Raw genomic sequence first — 15,595 nt, forward strand, 5'->3', positions numbered from 1 at the left:
AGAACCGTTAATTCAAATTAGAAAACACCAGGGAAATCTATGAGTCCATCAAAACGCAGAGGTTTAGGCCGAGGTCTAGATGCCTTACTAACCACAGCACCAAGCAAGGCTGTTCAAGCTACTGATGAGGCTCCTTCAACATCTGATTCTGAATTACTGGCGCAAAAAGGCGAGTTGCAAACGTTGCCCATTGAGCAATTAGCGCCGGGTAAATATCAACCGCGCAAGGATATGTCGGCTGAAGCATTGGAAGAGTTGTCTTCGTCAATTCGCTCTCAAGGCATTATTCAACCAATCGTGGTTCGCGAAATCGCAAGCCAGCAATACGAAATTATTGCCGGTGAGCGCCGCTGGCGCGCGGCACAATTAGCTGAGTTGGATAGCGTTCCGTGTTTAGTCAAGAATGTACCTGACGAAGCTGCTGTTGCTATTGCCTTGATTGAAAACATTCAGCGTGAAGATCTTAATGCGATGGAAGAAGCCATTGCATTGGAGCGTTTGCAAAATGAATTTGAATTGACTCATCAAGAAGTTGCCGATGCGGTTGGCAAGTCTCGTACTACCGTCACTAACTTGTTGCGCTTAAACAATTTAAACCCAGAAGTTAAAACACTACTTGAGCACGGCGACTTGGAAATGGGCCACGCCCGTGCGTTATTGACCTTAGAAAATGACTTGCAGACCAATACCGCTCGCATTGTTGTCGCCAAAGAATTAACCGTTCGCGAGACTGAAACACTGGTTAAAAAAGCGCTTGAGCCAGCCACTGAAAAAGTCGAAAAAGTTAAAGATCCCGATACCAAAGCCCTCGAGCAAAACCTCTCGGAAAAGCTCGGCTCACAAATCACCATTAGCCACAATAAAAAAGGCAAAGGTAAGATGGTAATTTCTTACACTAGCCTCGATGAATTAGACGGGATTGTTGCTCGTTTTCGTTCGTTCTAAGAAGGCTTGTGGCGCCTGTCAAAAATCGCCTAAATCATTTTAATAAATACACGCTATAGATTGCCCTATTTTGTTGCAAAATAGGCATAAACCAGTATACTTGCGCATGCTTTTTTAAAGTGGTAATGCCGCTTAAAAAAACTGTTAGCTGATATGAAAGTTTTCGCGTGGAGTTTTAACACTTGAATCAACTTGTTAAACCTGGCCGTAAACTTGCGATAAAACAAATGGTTATCGCCATTTTTTTGATATTGTTAACAGTGCTGGTTAGTTATTTTGTTGCTGGATTTGATCATGCTAAATCATCGGTTTTCGGCGGTTTAGTCGCGGTAATCCCGCAAATTGTTTTTGCACTTAAAGCGTTTCAGTATGCTGGTGCAAGCGCCTCAAAAAAGGTAGTTGATGCTTTTTACAGTGGCGTAAGAATAAAATTAGTGTTAACGGCGATTCTGTTTGCCTTGTGTTTTAAGTTTTTTCAACCTGAACCGTTACCTTTTTTTATCACCTATTTTATCGCCTTGTTAGCACCGTTTGTGCTGGCAATAGCAAACAAGTTTCATTTTAATCAACATATGGGATAGAAGATGGCTGCAGATACAGGCTCTTATATCAAACACCATTTGACCAACGCGAAAATGTGTAGCGCCGATGGCGGTATTGCTTTTAACAAAGCATGTGCCGACGCAGGTTTTTGGACGCTTCATATCGATACGCTGCTATGGTCAATTGTTCTTGGTTTGATCTTTCTTTTAACTTTCCGTTCAGTCGCTAAAAAGGCTACAACAGGTGTTCCGGGCAAGCTTCAATGTGCTGTCGAAATGATTGTTGAATTTGTCGATAAAAGCGTCAAGGAAACCTTTCACGGTAAAAATGCGTTAATTGCACCATTGTCATTAACCATTTTTGTTTGGGTTTTGCTGATGAACGCGATGGACTGGGTACCAGTTGACTTAATTCCAACGATTGCCGGTTGGATTGGTTCAACATTTATGGGCATGGATCCACACGACGTTTATATCAAATCGGTACCTACCACAGATATGAACATGACGTTCGCCTTAAGTATTGGCGTATTCTTCTTAATTATTTACTACTCAATTAAAGTGAAAGGCATTGGCGGCTTTACTAAAGAACTTACGCTACAGCCGTTCAATCACCCGGTATTTATTCCAGTGAACTTTATCTTGGAATCAGTAACCTTACTTGCGCGCCCTGTGTCATTAGCACTGCGTTTGTTCGGTAACTTATACGCCGGTGAATTGATCTTTATTTTGATTGCCACTATTGGTTTATTCCAATTGCCAGTGCACTTTATCTGGGCGGCATTCCACTTATTAGTTATTCCGCTTCAAGCTTTCATTTTCATGATGTTAACCATCGTGTACTTGAGCTTGGCGCACGAAGATCACTAACTCTTCGGGAATGAGTTAGACGGCTGCTGTTAATAGGTAAGTCGAAGCCCGAAGGGGAAATAGCATGGATGCTAGAAACAATTTTTTAATTTTAAACTTTACTTTAAATAATCGGAGATAACTATGTTATACATCGCTGTTGCTATCATTATCGGTTTAGGTGCCCTAGGTACTGCGATTGGTTTTGGTCTTTTAGGTGGTAAATTCCTTGAGTCTGCTGCTCGTCAACCTGAGCTTGCTCCTCAACTTCAAGTTAAAATGTTCATCGTTGCTGGTCTTATCGATGCGATCGCTATGATCGGTGTAGGTATTGGCTTATACATGTTATTCGCTCTTTAATCGACATTTTTTAGATACGCGAATAAACATTTATAGGAGGTACACAGATGGATATTAACTCTACCCTAATCGGTGAATTAATCGCATTTGTCGTATTTGTAATTTTCTGTATGAAATACGTATGGCCACCAATTATGGCGGCTATCGAAGATCGTCAGAAAACTATTGCTGATGGCCTTGCTGCTTCAGACCGTGCTGCGAAAGACCTTGAGCTTGCTCAAGAAAAAGCAACTGCACAGTTAAAAGAAGCCAAAGCTCAAGCTGCAGAGATCGTTGAAGCTGCTAAAAAGCGCGAAAATCAAATGATCGAAGAAGCGGCTGAGAAAGCACAAGCTGAGAAAGAAAAAATCTTAGCTGCTGGTCACGCAGAAATTGAATCTGAGCGCAACCGTGCCAAAGAAGAGTTACGTCAGCAAGTTGCTGTACTAGCTGTTGCTGGCGCCGAGAAAATTCTTGAGCGTTCAATTGATGCCGCTGCTCACAGCGACATCTTAGATAAACTTGTCGCTGAGCTTTAAGAAGGATAAGCACTATGTCTGAATTGACTACAGTTGCTCGTCCTTATGCTAAAGCAGCGTTCGACTTTGCTGTTGAAGCAAATGCAGTGGATAACTGGTTTGAAATGCTAGTATTTGCTGCTGAAGTTGCTAATAACGAAACCATTGCTACTTACCTTTCAGGTGGTGCTTCGGTTGAGCAAGCCCAAGAATTATTCTTGAAGGTTTGTGATGAACAGCTTAACAGCAATGGCCAAAACTTTATTAAAGTGATGGCTGAGAACGAACGTTTGTTGGTGCTACCACAAGTCGCTGAACAATTTGGTGAATTAAAAGCCGAATATGAAAAAGAAGTGACTGTGGATGTTAGATCTGCTGTCGAACTCGACGCAGAGCAACAAAAAACATTAAGCGCCGCGCTTGAAAAGCGTTTGGCTCGTAAAGTAAAGCTCAATTGTGTTGTTGACGATACCTTAGTTTCCGGCTTAGTAATCAAAGCGGGCGACATGGTTATCGACGGCAGTGTTCGAGGCAAACTCGATCGCTTAGCCACTACAATGCAATCCTAGCACTTATTTATAAGGGAACAGAGCATGCAACTGAATTCCACTGAAATCGCTGAACTGATCAAAAAACGTATTGAGAAGTTCGACGTAGTTAGTGAAGCTCGTAACGAAGGTACCATCGTTTCTGTAACTGACGGTATTATTCGCATCCACGGTCTTGCTGATGTAATGCAAGGTGAGATGATCGAACTTCCTGGCAACCGCTACGCTATCGCGTTAAACCTTGACCGTGACTCGGTCGGTGCGGTTGTAATGGGTCCTTATGCTGATTTAGCAGAAGGCGTAAAAGTTAAAGGTACTGGCCGTATTTTGGAAGTACCAGTAGGTCGTGGTCTTTTAGGCCGCGTAGTTAACACTCTTGGTGAGCCAATCGACGGTAAAGGTCCTATCGACAACGATGGTTTCTCTCCTGTTGAAGTAGTAGCTCCAGGTGTTATCGATCGTAAATCAGTTGACCAACCAGTACAAACTGGTATCAAGTCAATTGACTCTATGATTCCAATCGGTCGTGGTCAGCGTGAGCTTATCATCGGTGACCGTCAAATTGGTAAATCTGCGATCGCTTTAGATGCAATTATCAACCAGAAAAACACTGGTATTAAGTGTGTATACGTAGCTATCGGTCAGAAAGCTTCTACCGTTGCTAACGTAGTGCGCAACTTAGAAGAGCACGGCGCGTTAGAAAACACTATCGTTGTTGTTGCGTCAGCGTCAGAAGCTGCTGCACTCCAGTACTTAGCACCATACTCAGGTTGTGCTATGGGTGAATACTTCCGTGACCGCGGTGAAGATGCCCTAATCGTATATGATGATTTGTCTAAGCAAGCTGTTGCTTACCGTCAAATTTCATTGCTATTACGTCGTCCGCCAGGTCGTGAAGCATACCCAGGTGACGTTTTCTATCTTCACTCACGTCTACTAGAGCGTGCTGCTCGTGTAAACGAAGACTACGTTGAGCGTTTCACTAACGGTGAAGTTAAAGGCCAAACAGGTTCATTAACTGCCCTACCAATTATTGAAACTCAAGCGGGTGACGTTTCGGCGTTCGTACCGACTAACGTAATTTCAATTACCGATGGTCAAATCTTCCTTGAGACTGATTTATTCAACTCAGGTATTCGTCCTGCGGTTAACGCTGGTTTATCGGTATCTCGTGTTGGTGGTGCTGCGCAAACGAAAATCATCAAGAAACTTGGTGGTGGTATCCGTTTAGCACTTGCTCAATACCGTGAACTTGCAGCGTTTGCTCAGTTTGCTTCTGACCTTGACGACGCAACTCGCGCTCAATTAGAGCACGGTCAGCGCGTTACTGAACTGATGAAGCAAAAGCAATTCAGCCCATTGTCAGTAGCAGAAACTGCGGTTTCTCTATTTGCTGCTGAAAAAGGTTACTTAAACGACGTTGAATTAAACAAAATCGTTGATTTTGAAGCGACGTTACATACCTATGTAAACAATGAGTGTGCTGAGTTGATGGCTAAGATCAACGAAAGCGGTAACTACGATAAAGATATCGAAGCAGGTTTAGCGGCAGCACTTGACGCGTTCAAGTCTACCCAAACTTGGTAATTAGTTAACCTTTTCGGAGAGAATAGTCATGTCCGGCGCTAAAGAGATAAAATCGAAGATTGGAAGTGTACAAAATACACAGAAGATCACCAGCGCGATGGAAATGGTTGCAGCCAGTAAAATGCGTAGAGCGCAAGATAATATGGCTGCCTCTCGTCCATACGCTGAAAATATGCGAAATGTGATCGGTCACATCGCGCTTGGTAACTTAGAAGTACGTCATCCGTATATGGAAGAACGTGAAGTTAAGCGCGTAGGCTATATCGTCGTCTCTACAGACCGCGGCTTGTGTGGTGGCTTAAACATTAACTTGTTTAAGTCAGTACTTGCTGACGCTGCTAAATGGCAGGGTCAAGGCGCAGAAGTTGAATTTGGTATTGTTGGCTCAAAAGCGACTGCCTTTTTCAACAACATGGGCGCTAAAGTAACCTCACAGGTTTCTGGTTTAGGTGATAGCCCTTCAGTAACAGACCTTATCGGTAGTGTTAAGGTAATGCTGAACGCCTATGACAATGGTGAGATTGACAAGTTATTCGTCGTTTACAACAAGTTTGTTAACACGATGACGCAACAGCCAACCATCGATCAACTTTTACCTTTGCCTAAGTCTGATGATGACGAAATTCAACATCGCTGGGATTATATTTACGAACCAGATGCCACTGCGTTATTAGAGCAGTTACTTGTTCGTTATATTGAATCTCAGGTATATCAAGGCGTGGTTGAAAACCTCGCATGTGAGCAAGCTGCTCGTATGATTGCCATGAAAGCGGCAACCGACAACGCGGGTGACTTAATTGATGATTTACAATTGGTATACAACAAAGCGCGTCAAGCAAGTATTACTCAAGAGCTGAGTGAGATTTGTGCTGGTGCAGCAGCGGTGTAGGCAAATAGAGCAGAATATAGAGGATTAAACATGAGTACAGGTAAAGTCGTCCAAATCATTGGCGCAGTTGTGGATGTTGAATTTCCACAAGATGCTGTACCTCAGGTATATGACGCGTTAAATGTAACTGAAGGTGACCTTAACGGCTTAGTACTAGAAGTACAGCAGCAGTTAGGTGGTGGCGTTGTTCGCGCTATCGCTATGGGTTCATCAGACGGTTTGCGTCGTGGTCTGAACGTAGTAAATACAGGTAATAACATCCAAGTTCCAGTAGGTACTGAAACTTTGGGTCGTATTATGAACGTTTTGGGTGAGCCAATTGATGAAGCTGGCCCAATCGGCGAACAAGAAAGATGGTCAATTCACCGTGAAGCGCCAGCATATGCTGACCAAGCAGCTTCTAATGAATTGCTAGAAACTGGTATCAAAGTAATCGACTTAGTATGTCCATTCGCTAAGGGTGGTAAAGTTGGTTTATTCGGTGGTGCTGGTGTTGGTAAAACCGTTAACATGATGGAACTTATCCGTAACATCGCGATCGAGCACAGTGGTTACTCAGTATTCGCTGGTGTTGGTGAGCGTACTCGTGAGGGTAACGATTTCTATCACGAAATGAACGATTCAAACGTACTTGATAAAGTAGCGCTTGTTTACGGTCAGATGAACGAGCCACCGGGCAACCGTTTACGTGTTGCGATGACTGGTTTGACAATGGCTGAGAAGTTCCGTGACGAAGGTCGCGACGTACTTTTCTTCGTTGATAACATCTACCGTTACACGCTTGCTGGTACTGAGGTATCTGCACTTCTAGGTCGTATGCCATCAGCGGTAGGTTACCAACCTACACTTGCTGAAGAAATGGGTATCCTTCAAGAGCGTATTACGTCAACTAAGACTGGTTCAATCACTTCAATCCAAGCGGTATACGTACCTGCGGATGACTTGACTGACCCTTCTCCAGCAACAACCTTTGCTCACTTAGATGCAACAGTTGTACTTTCGCGTTCAATCGCTGAATTGGGTATTTACCCTGCGATTGACCCGTTAGATTCTACTTCTCGTCAACTTGACCCATTAGTTGTTGGTCAAGAGCACTACGAAGTAGCGCGTGGCGTACAGTCAGTATTACAACGCTACAAAGAGCTTAAAGATATCATTGCTATCTTAGGTATGGATGAGCTTTCTGAAGAAGATAAGCAAACCGTTGACCGCGCTCGTAAGATCCAGCGTTTCTTATCACAGCCGTTCTTCGTTGCTGAGGTATTCACTGGTTCTCCTGGTAAGTACGTATCTCTTAAAGACACTATTGCTGGCTTTAAAGGTATTCTTGCTGGTGAGTACGACGATTTACCAGAGCAAGCTTTCTATATGGTTGGTTCAATCGAAGAAGCTGCTGAAAAAGCTAAATCAATGTAATTACTGTGCTGACTAATACTGGGTATTGGTCAGCAATTTAGGAGGTCGAAATGGCTATGACTGTTAATTTGAATGTAGTAAGTGCTGAAGAGAGCTTGTTCTCTGGCAGCATTGAAGCATTACAAATCACAGGTAGCGAAGGTGAATTAGGTATTATGCCTGGTCACGCACCTTTGCTGACCTCACTAAAACCTGGTATGGCTCGCATTGTTAAAAAAGGCGGTGAAGAAGAAGTTCTTTATCTTTCTGGCGGTATGCTAGAAGTTCAGCCTAACAATGTTATCGTGCTTGCTGACGTTGCTACTCGTGGTAGCGACCTAGACGAGCAAGCAGCAGAAGCAGCGAAACAACGCGCGGAAGAGCACTTAAATGCTCAAGGTAGTGATGTTGACTACGCTGAAGCTGCGGCGGAATTAGCCCGTGCTGTTGCCCAATTACGCGTAATTCAGGCGACTAAAAAGAAGCTTTAATACCAAACGGTAATTTTTAGTGATTAAAAAGCGATGCTTAACATTAGTTAGCATCGCTTTTTTGTTTTCTATTGATTATAAATACTCAAGTATTTTGACATTGGTCTTTATTAACCGTTGCACCATCGTTATCAGCGGCTTTTTAACACCATTCTTAAGCGACTTTATTCAAGACTTTTCAATAAATCTAGGTACAATAATAAGCAATCCTATTTAGCTCATTAGTTATTATATTTAATGGAATTATTATGAGTCTTTCAGTTGTCATTTTAGCTGCGGGTAAAGGTACTCGCATGCGTTCAAGCTTGCCAAAAGTATTACACCCGGTTGCCGAAAAACCTATGGTGGGTCATGTCATTGACTCAGCTCGAGAACTTGATGCTGAAAATATCTATTTGGTTTATGGTTTCGGTGGTGAGGTATTAAAAGCGACACTGACACAAGACGGCCAAGGCGATGATCTGACCTTTGTTGAGCAAGCTGAGCAACTGGGCACGGGCCACGCGGTTGATATGGCGTCATCTCATATTAAAGACGACGAAGACGTATTGGTGCTATATGGCGATGTACCGTTGACGCAAGTATCAACCTTAGAAAGTTTAGTTGCGGCTAAGCCCGAAAATGGCATGGCACTATTAACTGTTCACTTGGACAATCCTACCGGCTATGGTCGCATTATTCGTGACTCTTCACCTCAAGATAATGGCAATGTCGTTGGCATTGTCGAACAGAAAGATGCCAACCCAGAGCAGCTCGCTATTAATGAGTGTAACACCGGTATTTTGCTCGCCAATGGCGGTGACTTAAAACGTTGGTTGAGCAATTTGTCTAACGACAACGCTCAAGGCGAATACTACTTAACAGACGTAATCGCTATGGCCCATGGTGAAGGTAAAGAAATAGCCACTGCACATCCCGAAACGGCTATTGAAGTTGAAGGCGCTAACAATCGCGTGCAACTGGCGGCGTTGGAGCGCGCCTTTCAATTGCGCAAAGCTGAAATGTTAATGATTGCCGGCGCAAGTTTAAGGGACCCTAATCGCATAGATGTTCGCGGTACTATTATGGTTGGCCAAGAAGTTCATATTGATATCAACTGTATTTTTGAAGGCGAAGTGGTGTTGTCACATGGTGCAAGAATTGGCGCAAACTGTATTTTAAAAGATTGCACTATTGGTCAGAATGCGATTATCAAACCAAATACAATTATTGAAGGGGCGGTGATTGGCGACAACTGTTCGGTTGGGCCTTTTGCCCGTATTCGCCCTGATTCAATCATGAACTCTGACTCACATGTCGGTAATTTCGTTGAAATGAAGAAAACTACACTAGGCTCTGGCAGTAAAGCAGGTCATTTAACTTACCTTGGTGACACTACCGTTGGTCAAAATGCCAATATTGGTGCTGGTACCATTACTTGTAACTACGACGGTGCCAACAAGTTCAATACTATTATTGATGATGGTGCTTTTATTGGTTCAAATAGCTCGCTAGTTGCGCCAGTATTTGTTGGTAAAGAGGCTACTGTTGGCGCTGGTTCAGTCATTAACAAAGACGTTGAACCAAGCGAGCTTGCAGTTTCTCGCGCTAAGCAGCGCAACATGACCGGCTGGCAAAGGCCCGTGAAAGAGAAAAAGTAACTCTTTAGTTCGTTGTTAGTTAAAAGCACCTTTATTGGTGCTTTTTTGTTTTTAGTGAGGTGAATAACAACACTAGATCAGCAAAAATAGGCTTTGTCGCCACCAAAATCTCGTCTCGTTGTTCGCCGTTGGCATAATTTGTCGATTATTTATTCGAATGGCTTGCATACAACTTTGGCTTTTGTTTAAATAGCGCAACTTTCAAATCGAAACTTTTACTTTCGTTTTGTGTTGTGTTAAAACCTCCTCGAGCCGACATAACACACGTATTGGAATTTTGAATTACGATTATTATGTCTAAGCGCAATACTCAACAAAGACGACACACCATTATCACTGAGCTAGAAGCTAGCGGCCAAGTGAGTGTTGATGACTTGGCTAAGCGCTTTGAAACGTCAGAAGTGACTATTCGCAAAGATCTTACTGCCCTTGAGAACAGTGGTTTGTTATTGCGACGTTACGGCGGCGCGGTTGCCTTACCGCAAGAAATAACACAAACGAATAATAATAATCTATCGAAACGAAAGCTGGCGATTGCCAGAGCTGCTGCTGAGTTAATTCGAGATCACTATCGCATTATTATTGATAGCGGTCGCACGACATCTGCACTCGTTGAACAAATAGCAGAAAAAAAAGGCTTAGTTGTTATGACTAATGCACTCAGTGTTGCTAATTTACTTCAAAGTCTAGAAAATGAACCAACAATACTGATGACTGGCGGTACTTGGGATCCTCATTCGGAATCTTTTCAAGGGCAAATCGCCGAGCAAGTGCTCAGAAGTTACGATTTTGATCAGCTTTTTATTGGGGCTGATGGTATTGATATAGACCGAGGGACGACAACGTTTAACGAGCTTATTGGTTTGAGCCAAGTGATGGCAGATGTTGCTCGTGAAGTTGTTGTGATGGTTGAGTCTGAGAAGATCGGTCGCAAAATACCTAATTTAGAACTCGCTTGGTCAAAAGTCACAACCTTAGTGACGGATCAGGCGTTAGCGAAAGAAACAGAAAAAGCATTAATAGAGCGCGGTGTGAACGTTATTTGCGCCGCGTTTTAACATAGAAAAAAGGATAAATACTTATGTGTGGTATTGTTGGTGCAGTAGCGCAACGCGATGTTGTAGATATTTTGGTTGAAGGTCTTAAACGCCTAGAATACCGCGGTTATGATTCTGCAGGTGTTGCCGTGGTTGACCAAAACAATCAGTTACAACGCCTTCGCCGTTTAGGTAAGGTGCAAGAGCTTGCTGATGCTGTTGCTGCGAATCCTGTTACTGGTGGTACAGGTATTGCTCATACTCGTTGGGCTACTCATGGTGTTCCAAGCGAAGTGAATGCTCACCCTCATGTTTCATGTGAAACAATTGCTGTTGTTCACAACGGTATTATTGAAAATCACGAAGAACTTCGAACTGAATTAAAAAGCTTAGGTTATGAGTTTGTTTCAGAGACCGACACTGAAGTTATTGCTCACCTTGTCCATCATGAACTAAAGCAGGCCGAGTCACTACTGTCAGCCGTGCAAACTGCGGTGAAAAAACTTGAAGGTGCTTATGGTACCGTGATCATGGATGTACGAGATACTGAGCGCGTAGTTGTTGCTCGTTCTGGTAGTCCTCTTGTTATTGGCTATGGTTTAGGTGAAAACTTTATTGCCTCAGACATGATGGCATTGTTACCTGTAACTCGTAAATTTGCCTTTTTAGAAGAAGGGGATGTTGCTGAAGTGACTCGCTTTGATGTGAGTATTTTTGATGTTAATGGCGAGCCAGTTGAGCGTGAAGCAAAAGAATCTGAAGTAAGTCACGACGCCGGTGATAAAGGTGAATACCGTCACTACATGATGAAAGAAATTTACGAGCAACCAACTGCTATTCGCAATACCCTAGAAGGTCGACTCGTTGATGGCACAATCAACACTGAGACGTTTGGCCCTGCTGCCGATGCCATCTTCAAAGATATCGAACATGTACAAATTATTGCTTGTGGCACTAGTTATCATTCGGGCATGGTTGCCCGTTATTGGTTAGAAGCTCATGCAGGTGTCTCGTGTAACATTGAAATTGCCAGTGAGTTTAGATACCGCCAATCACATGTGCCGAAAAACGCTTTGCTCGTGACTATCTCTCAGTCTGGAGAAACTGCTGATACACTCGCCGCACTGCGCTTGGCAAAAGAGCTTGGTTATAAGGCCAGTTTAACCATTTGTAATGTTCCGGGTTCATCGCTTGTACGCGAATCAGACTTAGCCTTTATGACCAAAGCTGGCGCTGAAATTGGCGTTGCTTCAACTAAAGCCTTCACTACCCAGTTAGTTGGGCTAATGATGCTAACACTTGCTTTGGGTAAACATCACGGTATGTCTGAGCAAGCACAAGCTGAAATGACTCACGCTTTAACCACTTTGCCAAACAAGGTAGAAGAAGTGTTGTCGCTAGCTGCACCAATTGAAGCGCTTGCTGAAGACTTTGCTGATAAACATCACTCATTATTTTTGGGGCGTGGCGACCAGTACCCAATTGCAATGGAAGGTGCGCTTAAATTAAAAGAAATCTCATACATTCACGCTGAAGCATATGCTGCTGGTGAGCTCAAGCACGGCCCACTTGCTCTTATTGATGCGGAAATGCCGGTAATTGTTGTTGCACCTAAAAACGATTTGATTGAAAAGCTTAAATCAAATGTTGAAGAAGTGCGTGCGCGTGGTGGTTTGATGTATGTCTTTGCGGATGTTGATGCCAAGTTTGACAGCGACGAGACCATGAAAGTGATCAATGTGCCACATTGTGACGACTTAATTGCGCCGATTGTCTACACCTTACCTCTACAACTGCTGTCTTATTATGTTGCTATCATTAAGGGCACTGATGTTGACCAACCTCGCAATCTTGCCAAATCAGTAACGGTAGAGTAATCACTAAGAACTAAGAACTAAGAACTAAGAACTAAGAACTAAGAACTAAGAACTAAGAACTAAGAACTATGGTTGTCATTGCTAACTCTAGAGATTAAACAATGATAAAAGCGACTTACTGAGTAAGTCGCTTTTTTGTTGGTTAGCTAGTTAAGTGACTTGATCGCCTTGGCTTTTGGGCTCAACCCCGGGGTATAGCTCGTCTAAAGGTATTGATTTGCCATTTTCTGTGACCATGCGAGCGTGGTGCCGCTTTAATTGCCTCGGTTCTTTAACACCACAAGAGTGCGCCAACACGCCAACTTCATAATTCATATTTTTAACAAAGTTCGCTACTCGTTGCGATTTTTCTGTTGCTACTAATCCTCGTTGCAGGCGCTTGTTGTGGGTGGTGATACCTGTTGGGCAGGTATTTTTATTACACTGTAGCGCTTGAATACAACCAAGGGCAAACATAAAGCCTCGCGCCGAAGTAACAAAGTCGGCACCTACGGCTAACGCCCACGCAACGCCTGATGGTGTTATCAGTTTTCCAGAAGCGACAACCTTGATGCGCTCTTTAAGTTGATACTGATTGAGCATATCAATAACCACGGGCAAGCTTTCACTAATTGGTAAACCAACATAATCCATTAATGGCATTGGGGCGGCACCGGTACCGCCATCGGCACTGTCAATGGTGATAAAGTCAGGCGCGGACTCGATGCCACGCGCTTGTATCGCGGCAAACAGTTCGTCTAACCAATGATACGAACCGATAACCGCTTTAAAACCAACCGGTTTACCTGTGACTTTTCGCACTCGATCTATTATATCAAGCAAGTCTTTAGTATTATTGATGTCTGGATGTCTATTTGGGCTAATGGCATCACTGCCCAGTTCAATACCGCGAATTGCGGCAATTTCCGCTGTTACTTTCGCGCCAGGTAAAATTCCGCCCTTGCCCGGTTTAGCGCCCTGGCTAAGCTTAATTTCGAACATTTTAACTTGTTCGTGAGCAGCAATTTCCTTTAATTTCTCGTCGGATAAATTACCAGCTAAATCGCGGACGCCAAACTTTGCAGTACCAATTTGGAATACTAAATCAGCCCCACCTTCAAGATGATAGGGTGACAAGCCCCCTTCTCCGGTATTCATCCAACAGCCAGCTTGTTTCGCGCCTAATGACAGAGCATTGACCGCTGGAATCGATAGTGCACCATAGCTCATTCCTGAAATATTGATCACAGATTGTGCTGAATATGGCTGCTGACAATATTGACCAATCAATACCTCTTTGTTCGAACAGGCATCTTCACCTAAAGTTGGGTAAGGACAATTAACGAATAAAATCGAACCCGTTGGTTTTAAGTCGCGAGTAGAACCAAAAGCGATGGTGTTTACTTCATCTTTGGCTGCGCGATAGGCCCATGAGCGTTCGGCTCGGTTAAACGGCAATTCTTCTCGGTCCATGGCAAAGAAGTATTGGCGGAAAAACTCGCCCATGTGCTCAAAAACATAGCGAAAGCGGCCAATCACAGGGTAATTTCTGCGAATGGTTTGCTTGGTCTGTGTGACGTCGACAATGTATAAAACGACTATGCTGAGCAGTGCTAAGCCAATGCAAAAAATAAATAAAAATGCGGCAAATTCAATAGTAATAAACAGCCACGTAGGTACTGATTCAAGCATAACAAGTAAACTCCTCTGCTGCTTCGTTAAGCGATGTTAGTCACTATGTTAATCTCGCTTTCGAGTGAACGATGTACTGGACATTTGTCGGCAATCACCAATAACTTTTGGCGTTCATCGTCGGTCAACGGCCCTGTTAGTGTGATTTTTCGCTCAAACTGATCAACTTTGCCGTCAACTTGCTCGCAGCTGTCGCAGTCTTGTGCATGAATTTTATTGTGGATGATGTCTACTTCTACGTGATCTAGCGGAATGTTTTTGCGTTTCGCATACATGCGAATGGTCATTGATGTACAGGCACCTAAGCCGGCGCTTACCAATTGATAAGGCGTCGGCCCTAAAAAGTCCCCCCCGTAACTTACTGGTTCATCGGCAATCAGGTGATGGCCAGCCGCGCTAACATCTTGTATAAAGCTATTGGGGTCGGTTTCACTGACTCTAACTACGCCTTCCGGTGCGCTCATGGTTTTTGGTAGCAAACTAACGTCGATATAGCGCTGTACCCACGCCGCGATTAAATCAGCCGCATATTCAGCGTCTCTTGCTTCGGTCAGTAAGTGATCGGCATTGTCTAGCGTGATAAAACTTTTCGGGTGTTTAGCCATTTGGAAGATACGCGCGGCATTATCAATTTCTACGGTTTCATCTAATGGCGCATGTAATACCAATAATGCTTTTTTTAGTGATGCAATATGTTGCTCAAGTGAAACCTGAGAAATATCATCGATAAACTGTCGTTTAATGGTAAAAGTGCGGCCGCCTAGTTGGACATCGGCCTGACCATGGCTTTCTATTGAATCTAGGTGCTGACCAAAATTGTGAGCGACGTGCTGCGGATCAGCTGGCGCACCAATAGATATCACCGCCTTTGCTTCAGGCACTTGCCCTGCTGCCGCTAAAATGGCTGCGCCACCTAGAGAGTGGCCAATTGATAGCTCAGGAGCCTGATAATTGTCTCGCAGGTAGTTAGCGGCGAGTAGCAGATCTTCAATATTAGAGCTAAAGCTAGTGTTGGCAAATTCACCGCTTGAGTGACCTAAACCGGTAAAATCAAACCTCAGTACAGCAATGCCCAAAGCGGCAAGACGCTGGGCAATTCTTCTCGCGGCTGGAATATCTTTAGAGCAAGTAAAGCAATGAGCAAATAATGCGTAGGCTGCAGGTTTGCCGACTGGTAAGTCGAGTCTTGCTGCTAATGTCGAACCATCGTGTCCTAAAAATTCTAAGCGCTGTGTTTTCATGAGTTTGTTTCCCGGTTAAGTCGAGC

The 15,595-nt window shown here is 43.7% G+C and carries 15 protein-coding genes; 13 read left to right on the forward strand and 2 right to left on the reverse strand.

Features of this window, described 5'->3' with window-relative positions; all coding sequences use genetic code 11:
- Positions 1-39 precede the first annotated feature (39 nt).
- From J7384_RS13020 to glmS, 13 genes are all read left to right on the forward strand, one after another.
- Positions 40-945 (forward strand): ParB/RepB/Spo0J family partition protein, encoded by a 906-nt coding sequence (locus J7384_RS13020; RefSeq protein WP_209114733.1) that lies wholly within the window; start codon positions 40-42, stop codon positions 943-945.
- A 182-nt stretch (positions 946-1,127) separates the two neighbouring features.
- On the forward strand, positions 1,128-1,526 hold the full coding sequence (locus J7384_RS13025; RefSeq protein WP_209114735.1) for an ATP synthase subunit I: 399 nt from the start codon (positions 1,128-1,130) through the stop codon (positions 1,524-1,526).
- 3 nt (positions 1,527-1,529) lie between these two features.
- Complete coding sequence (atpB, locus tag J7384_RS13030; RefSeq protein ID WP_209114737.1) at positions 1,530-2,357, forward strand: F0F1 ATP synthase subunit A; 828 nt, start codon at positions 1,530-1,532, stop codon at positions 2,355-2,357.
- 123 nt (positions 2,358-2,480) lie between these two features.
- Positions 2,481-2,696 (forward strand): F0F1 ATP synthase subunit C, encoded by a 216-nt coding sequence (atpE, locus tag J7384_RS13035; protein WP_209114739.1) that lies wholly within the window; start codon positions 2,481-2,483, stop codon positions 2,694-2,696.
- Between the two features lie 47 nt (positions 2,697-2,743).
- Positions 2,744-3,214, forward strand: coding sequence for a F0F1 ATP synthase subunit B (gene atpF / locus J7384_RS13040; protein ID WP_209114741.1), 471 nt, complete (start codon positions 2,744-2,746; stop codon positions 3,212-3,214).
- A 14-nt stretch (positions 3,215-3,228) separates the two neighbouring features.
- Entirely contained in the window at positions 3,229-3,762 is a 534-nt protein-coding gene (gene atpH / locus J7384_RS13045; protein ID WP_209114743.1) for a F0F1 ATP synthase subunit delta, read from the forward strand.
- Positions 3,763-3,786: 24 nt separating this feature from the next.
- The gene (atpA, locus tag J7384_RS13050) at positions 3,787-5,328 is read left to right on the forward strand and encodes a F0F1 ATP synthase subunit alpha (protein WP_209114745.1); all 1,542 of its coding nucleotides are present in this window, start codon (positions 3,787-3,789) and stop codon (positions 5,326-5,328) included.
- Between the two features lie 28 nt (positions 5,329-5,356).
- Positions 5,357-6,217, forward strand: a complete 861-nt coding sequence (atpG, locus tag J7384_RS13055) for a F0F1 ATP synthase subunit gamma (protein ID WP_209114746.1) — start codon at positions 5,357-5,359, stop codon at positions 6,215-6,217.
- A gap of 30 nt (positions 6,218-6,247) precedes the next feature.
- Positions 6,248-7,633, forward strand: coding sequence for a F0F1 ATP synthase subunit beta (gene atpD, locus J7384_RS13060; protein ID WP_209114748.1), 1,386 nt, complete (start codon positions 6,248-6,250; stop codon positions 7,631-7,633).
- 50 nt (positions 7,634-7,683) lie between these two features.
- The gene (locus J7384_RS13065; protein ID WP_209114749.1) at positions 7,684-8,103 is read left to right on the forward strand and encodes a F0F1 ATP synthase subunit epsilon; all 420 of its coding nucleotides are present in this window, start codon (positions 7,684-7,686) and stop codon (positions 8,101-8,103) included.
- A gap of 248 nt (positions 8,104-8,351) precedes the next feature.
- Positions 8,352-9,743 (forward strand): bifunctional UDP-N-acetylglucosamine diphosphorylase/glucosamine-1-phosphate N-acetyltransferase GlmU, encoded by a 1,392-nt coding sequence (gene glmU, locus J7384_RS13070; protein WP_209114751.1) that lies wholly within the window; start codon positions 8,352-8,354, stop codon positions 9,741-9,743.
- A gap of 293 nt (positions 9,744-10,036) precedes the next feature.
- Complete coding sequence (locus J7384_RS13075) at positions 10,037-10,801, forward strand: DeoR family transcriptional regulator (RefSeq protein WP_209114753.1); 765 nt, start codon at positions 10,037-10,039, stop codon at positions 10,799-10,801.
- Positions 10,802-10,824: 23 nt separating this feature from the next.
- Entirely contained in the window at positions 10,825-12,657 is a 1,833-nt protein-coding gene (gene glmS / locus J7384_RS13080) for a glutamine--fructose-6-phosphate transaminase (isomerizing) (protein WP_209114755.1), read from the forward strand.
- A gap of 150 nt (positions 12,658-12,807) precedes the next feature.
- Here the strand turns inward: glmS and J7384_RS13085 are convergent, their stop codons facing one another.
- Positions 12,808-14,328 (reverse strand): FMN-binding glutamate synthase family protein, encoded by a 1,521-nt coding sequence (locus J7384_RS13085; RefSeq protein WP_209114757.1) that lies wholly within the window; start codon positions 14,326-14,328, stop codon positions 12,808-12,810.
- Between the two features lie 26 nt (positions 14,329-14,354).
- Positions 14,355-15,569: a bifunctional alpha/beta hydrolase/OsmC family protein gene (locus tag J7384_RS13090; RefSeq protein ID WP_209114759.1), complete on the reverse strand. Its 1,215-nt coding sequence runs from the start codon at positions 15,567-15,569 to the stop codon at positions 14,355-14,357.
- Positions 15,570-15,595: the final 26 nt, after the last annotated feature.

The organism is Endozoicomonas sp. G2_1, from assembly GCF_017744155.1.
Classification (GTDB): Bacteria; Pseudomonadota; Gammaproteobacteria; order Enterobacterales; family Alteromonadaceae; genus JAGHQT01.

Excerpts from the sequence above, each read along its gene's own strand:
- J7384_RS13020 (WP_209114733.1), top strand. The coding sequence starts at position 40 with ATGAGTCCATCAAAACGCAGAGGTTTAGGCCGAGGTCTAGATGCCTTA.
- atpB (WP_209114737.1), top strand. The coding sequence starts at position 1,530 with ATGGCTGCAGATACAGGCTCTTATATCAAACACCATTTGACCAACGCG.
- atpE (WP_209114739.1), top strand. The coding sequence starts at position 2,481 with ATGTTATACATCGCTGTTGCTATCATTATCGGTTTAGGTGCCCTAGGT.
- atpF (WP_209114741.1), top strand. The coding sequence starts at position 2,744 with ATGGATATTAACTCTACCCTAATCGGTGAATTAATCGCATTTGTCGTA.
- atpH (WP_209114743.1), top strand. The coding sequence starts at position 3,229 with ATGTCTGAATTGACTACAGTTGCTCGTCCTTATGCTAAAGCAGCGTTC.
- atpA (WP_209114745.1), top strand. The coding sequence starts at position 3,787 with ATGCAACTGAATTCCACTGAAATCGCTGAACTGATCAAAAAACGTATT.
- atpG (WP_209114746.1), top strand. The coding sequence starts at position 5,357 with ATGTCCGGCGCTAAAGAGATAAAATCGAAGATTGGAAGTGTACAAAAT.
- atpD (WP_209114748.1), top strand. The coding sequence starts at position 6,248 with ATGAGTACAGGTAAAGTCGTCCAAATCATTGGCGCAGTTGTGGATGTT.
- J7384_RS13065 (WP_209114749.1), top strand. The coding sequence starts at position 7,684 with ATGGCTATGACTGTTAATTTGAATGTAGTAAGTGCTGAAGAGAGCTTG.
- glmU (WP_209114751.1), top strand. The coding sequence starts at position 8,352 with ATGAGTCTTTCAGTTGTCATTTTAGCTGCGGGTAAAGGTACTCGCATG.
- J7384_RS13075 (WP_209114753.1), top strand. The coding sequence starts at position 10,037 with ATGTCTAAGCGCAATACTCAACAAAGACGACACACCATTATCACTGAG.
- glmS (WP_209114755.1), top strand. The coding sequence starts at position 10,825 with ATGTGTGGTATTGTTGGTGCAGTAGCGCAACGCGATGTTGTAGATATT.
- J7384_RS13085 (WP_209114757.1), bottom strand. The coding sequence starts at position 14,328 with ATGCTTGAATCAGTACCTACGTGGCTGTTTATTACTATTGAATTTGCC.
- J7384_RS13090 (WP_209114759.1), bottom strand. The coding sequence starts at position 15,569 with ATGAAAACACAGCGCTTAGAATTTTTAGGACACGATGGTTCGACATTA.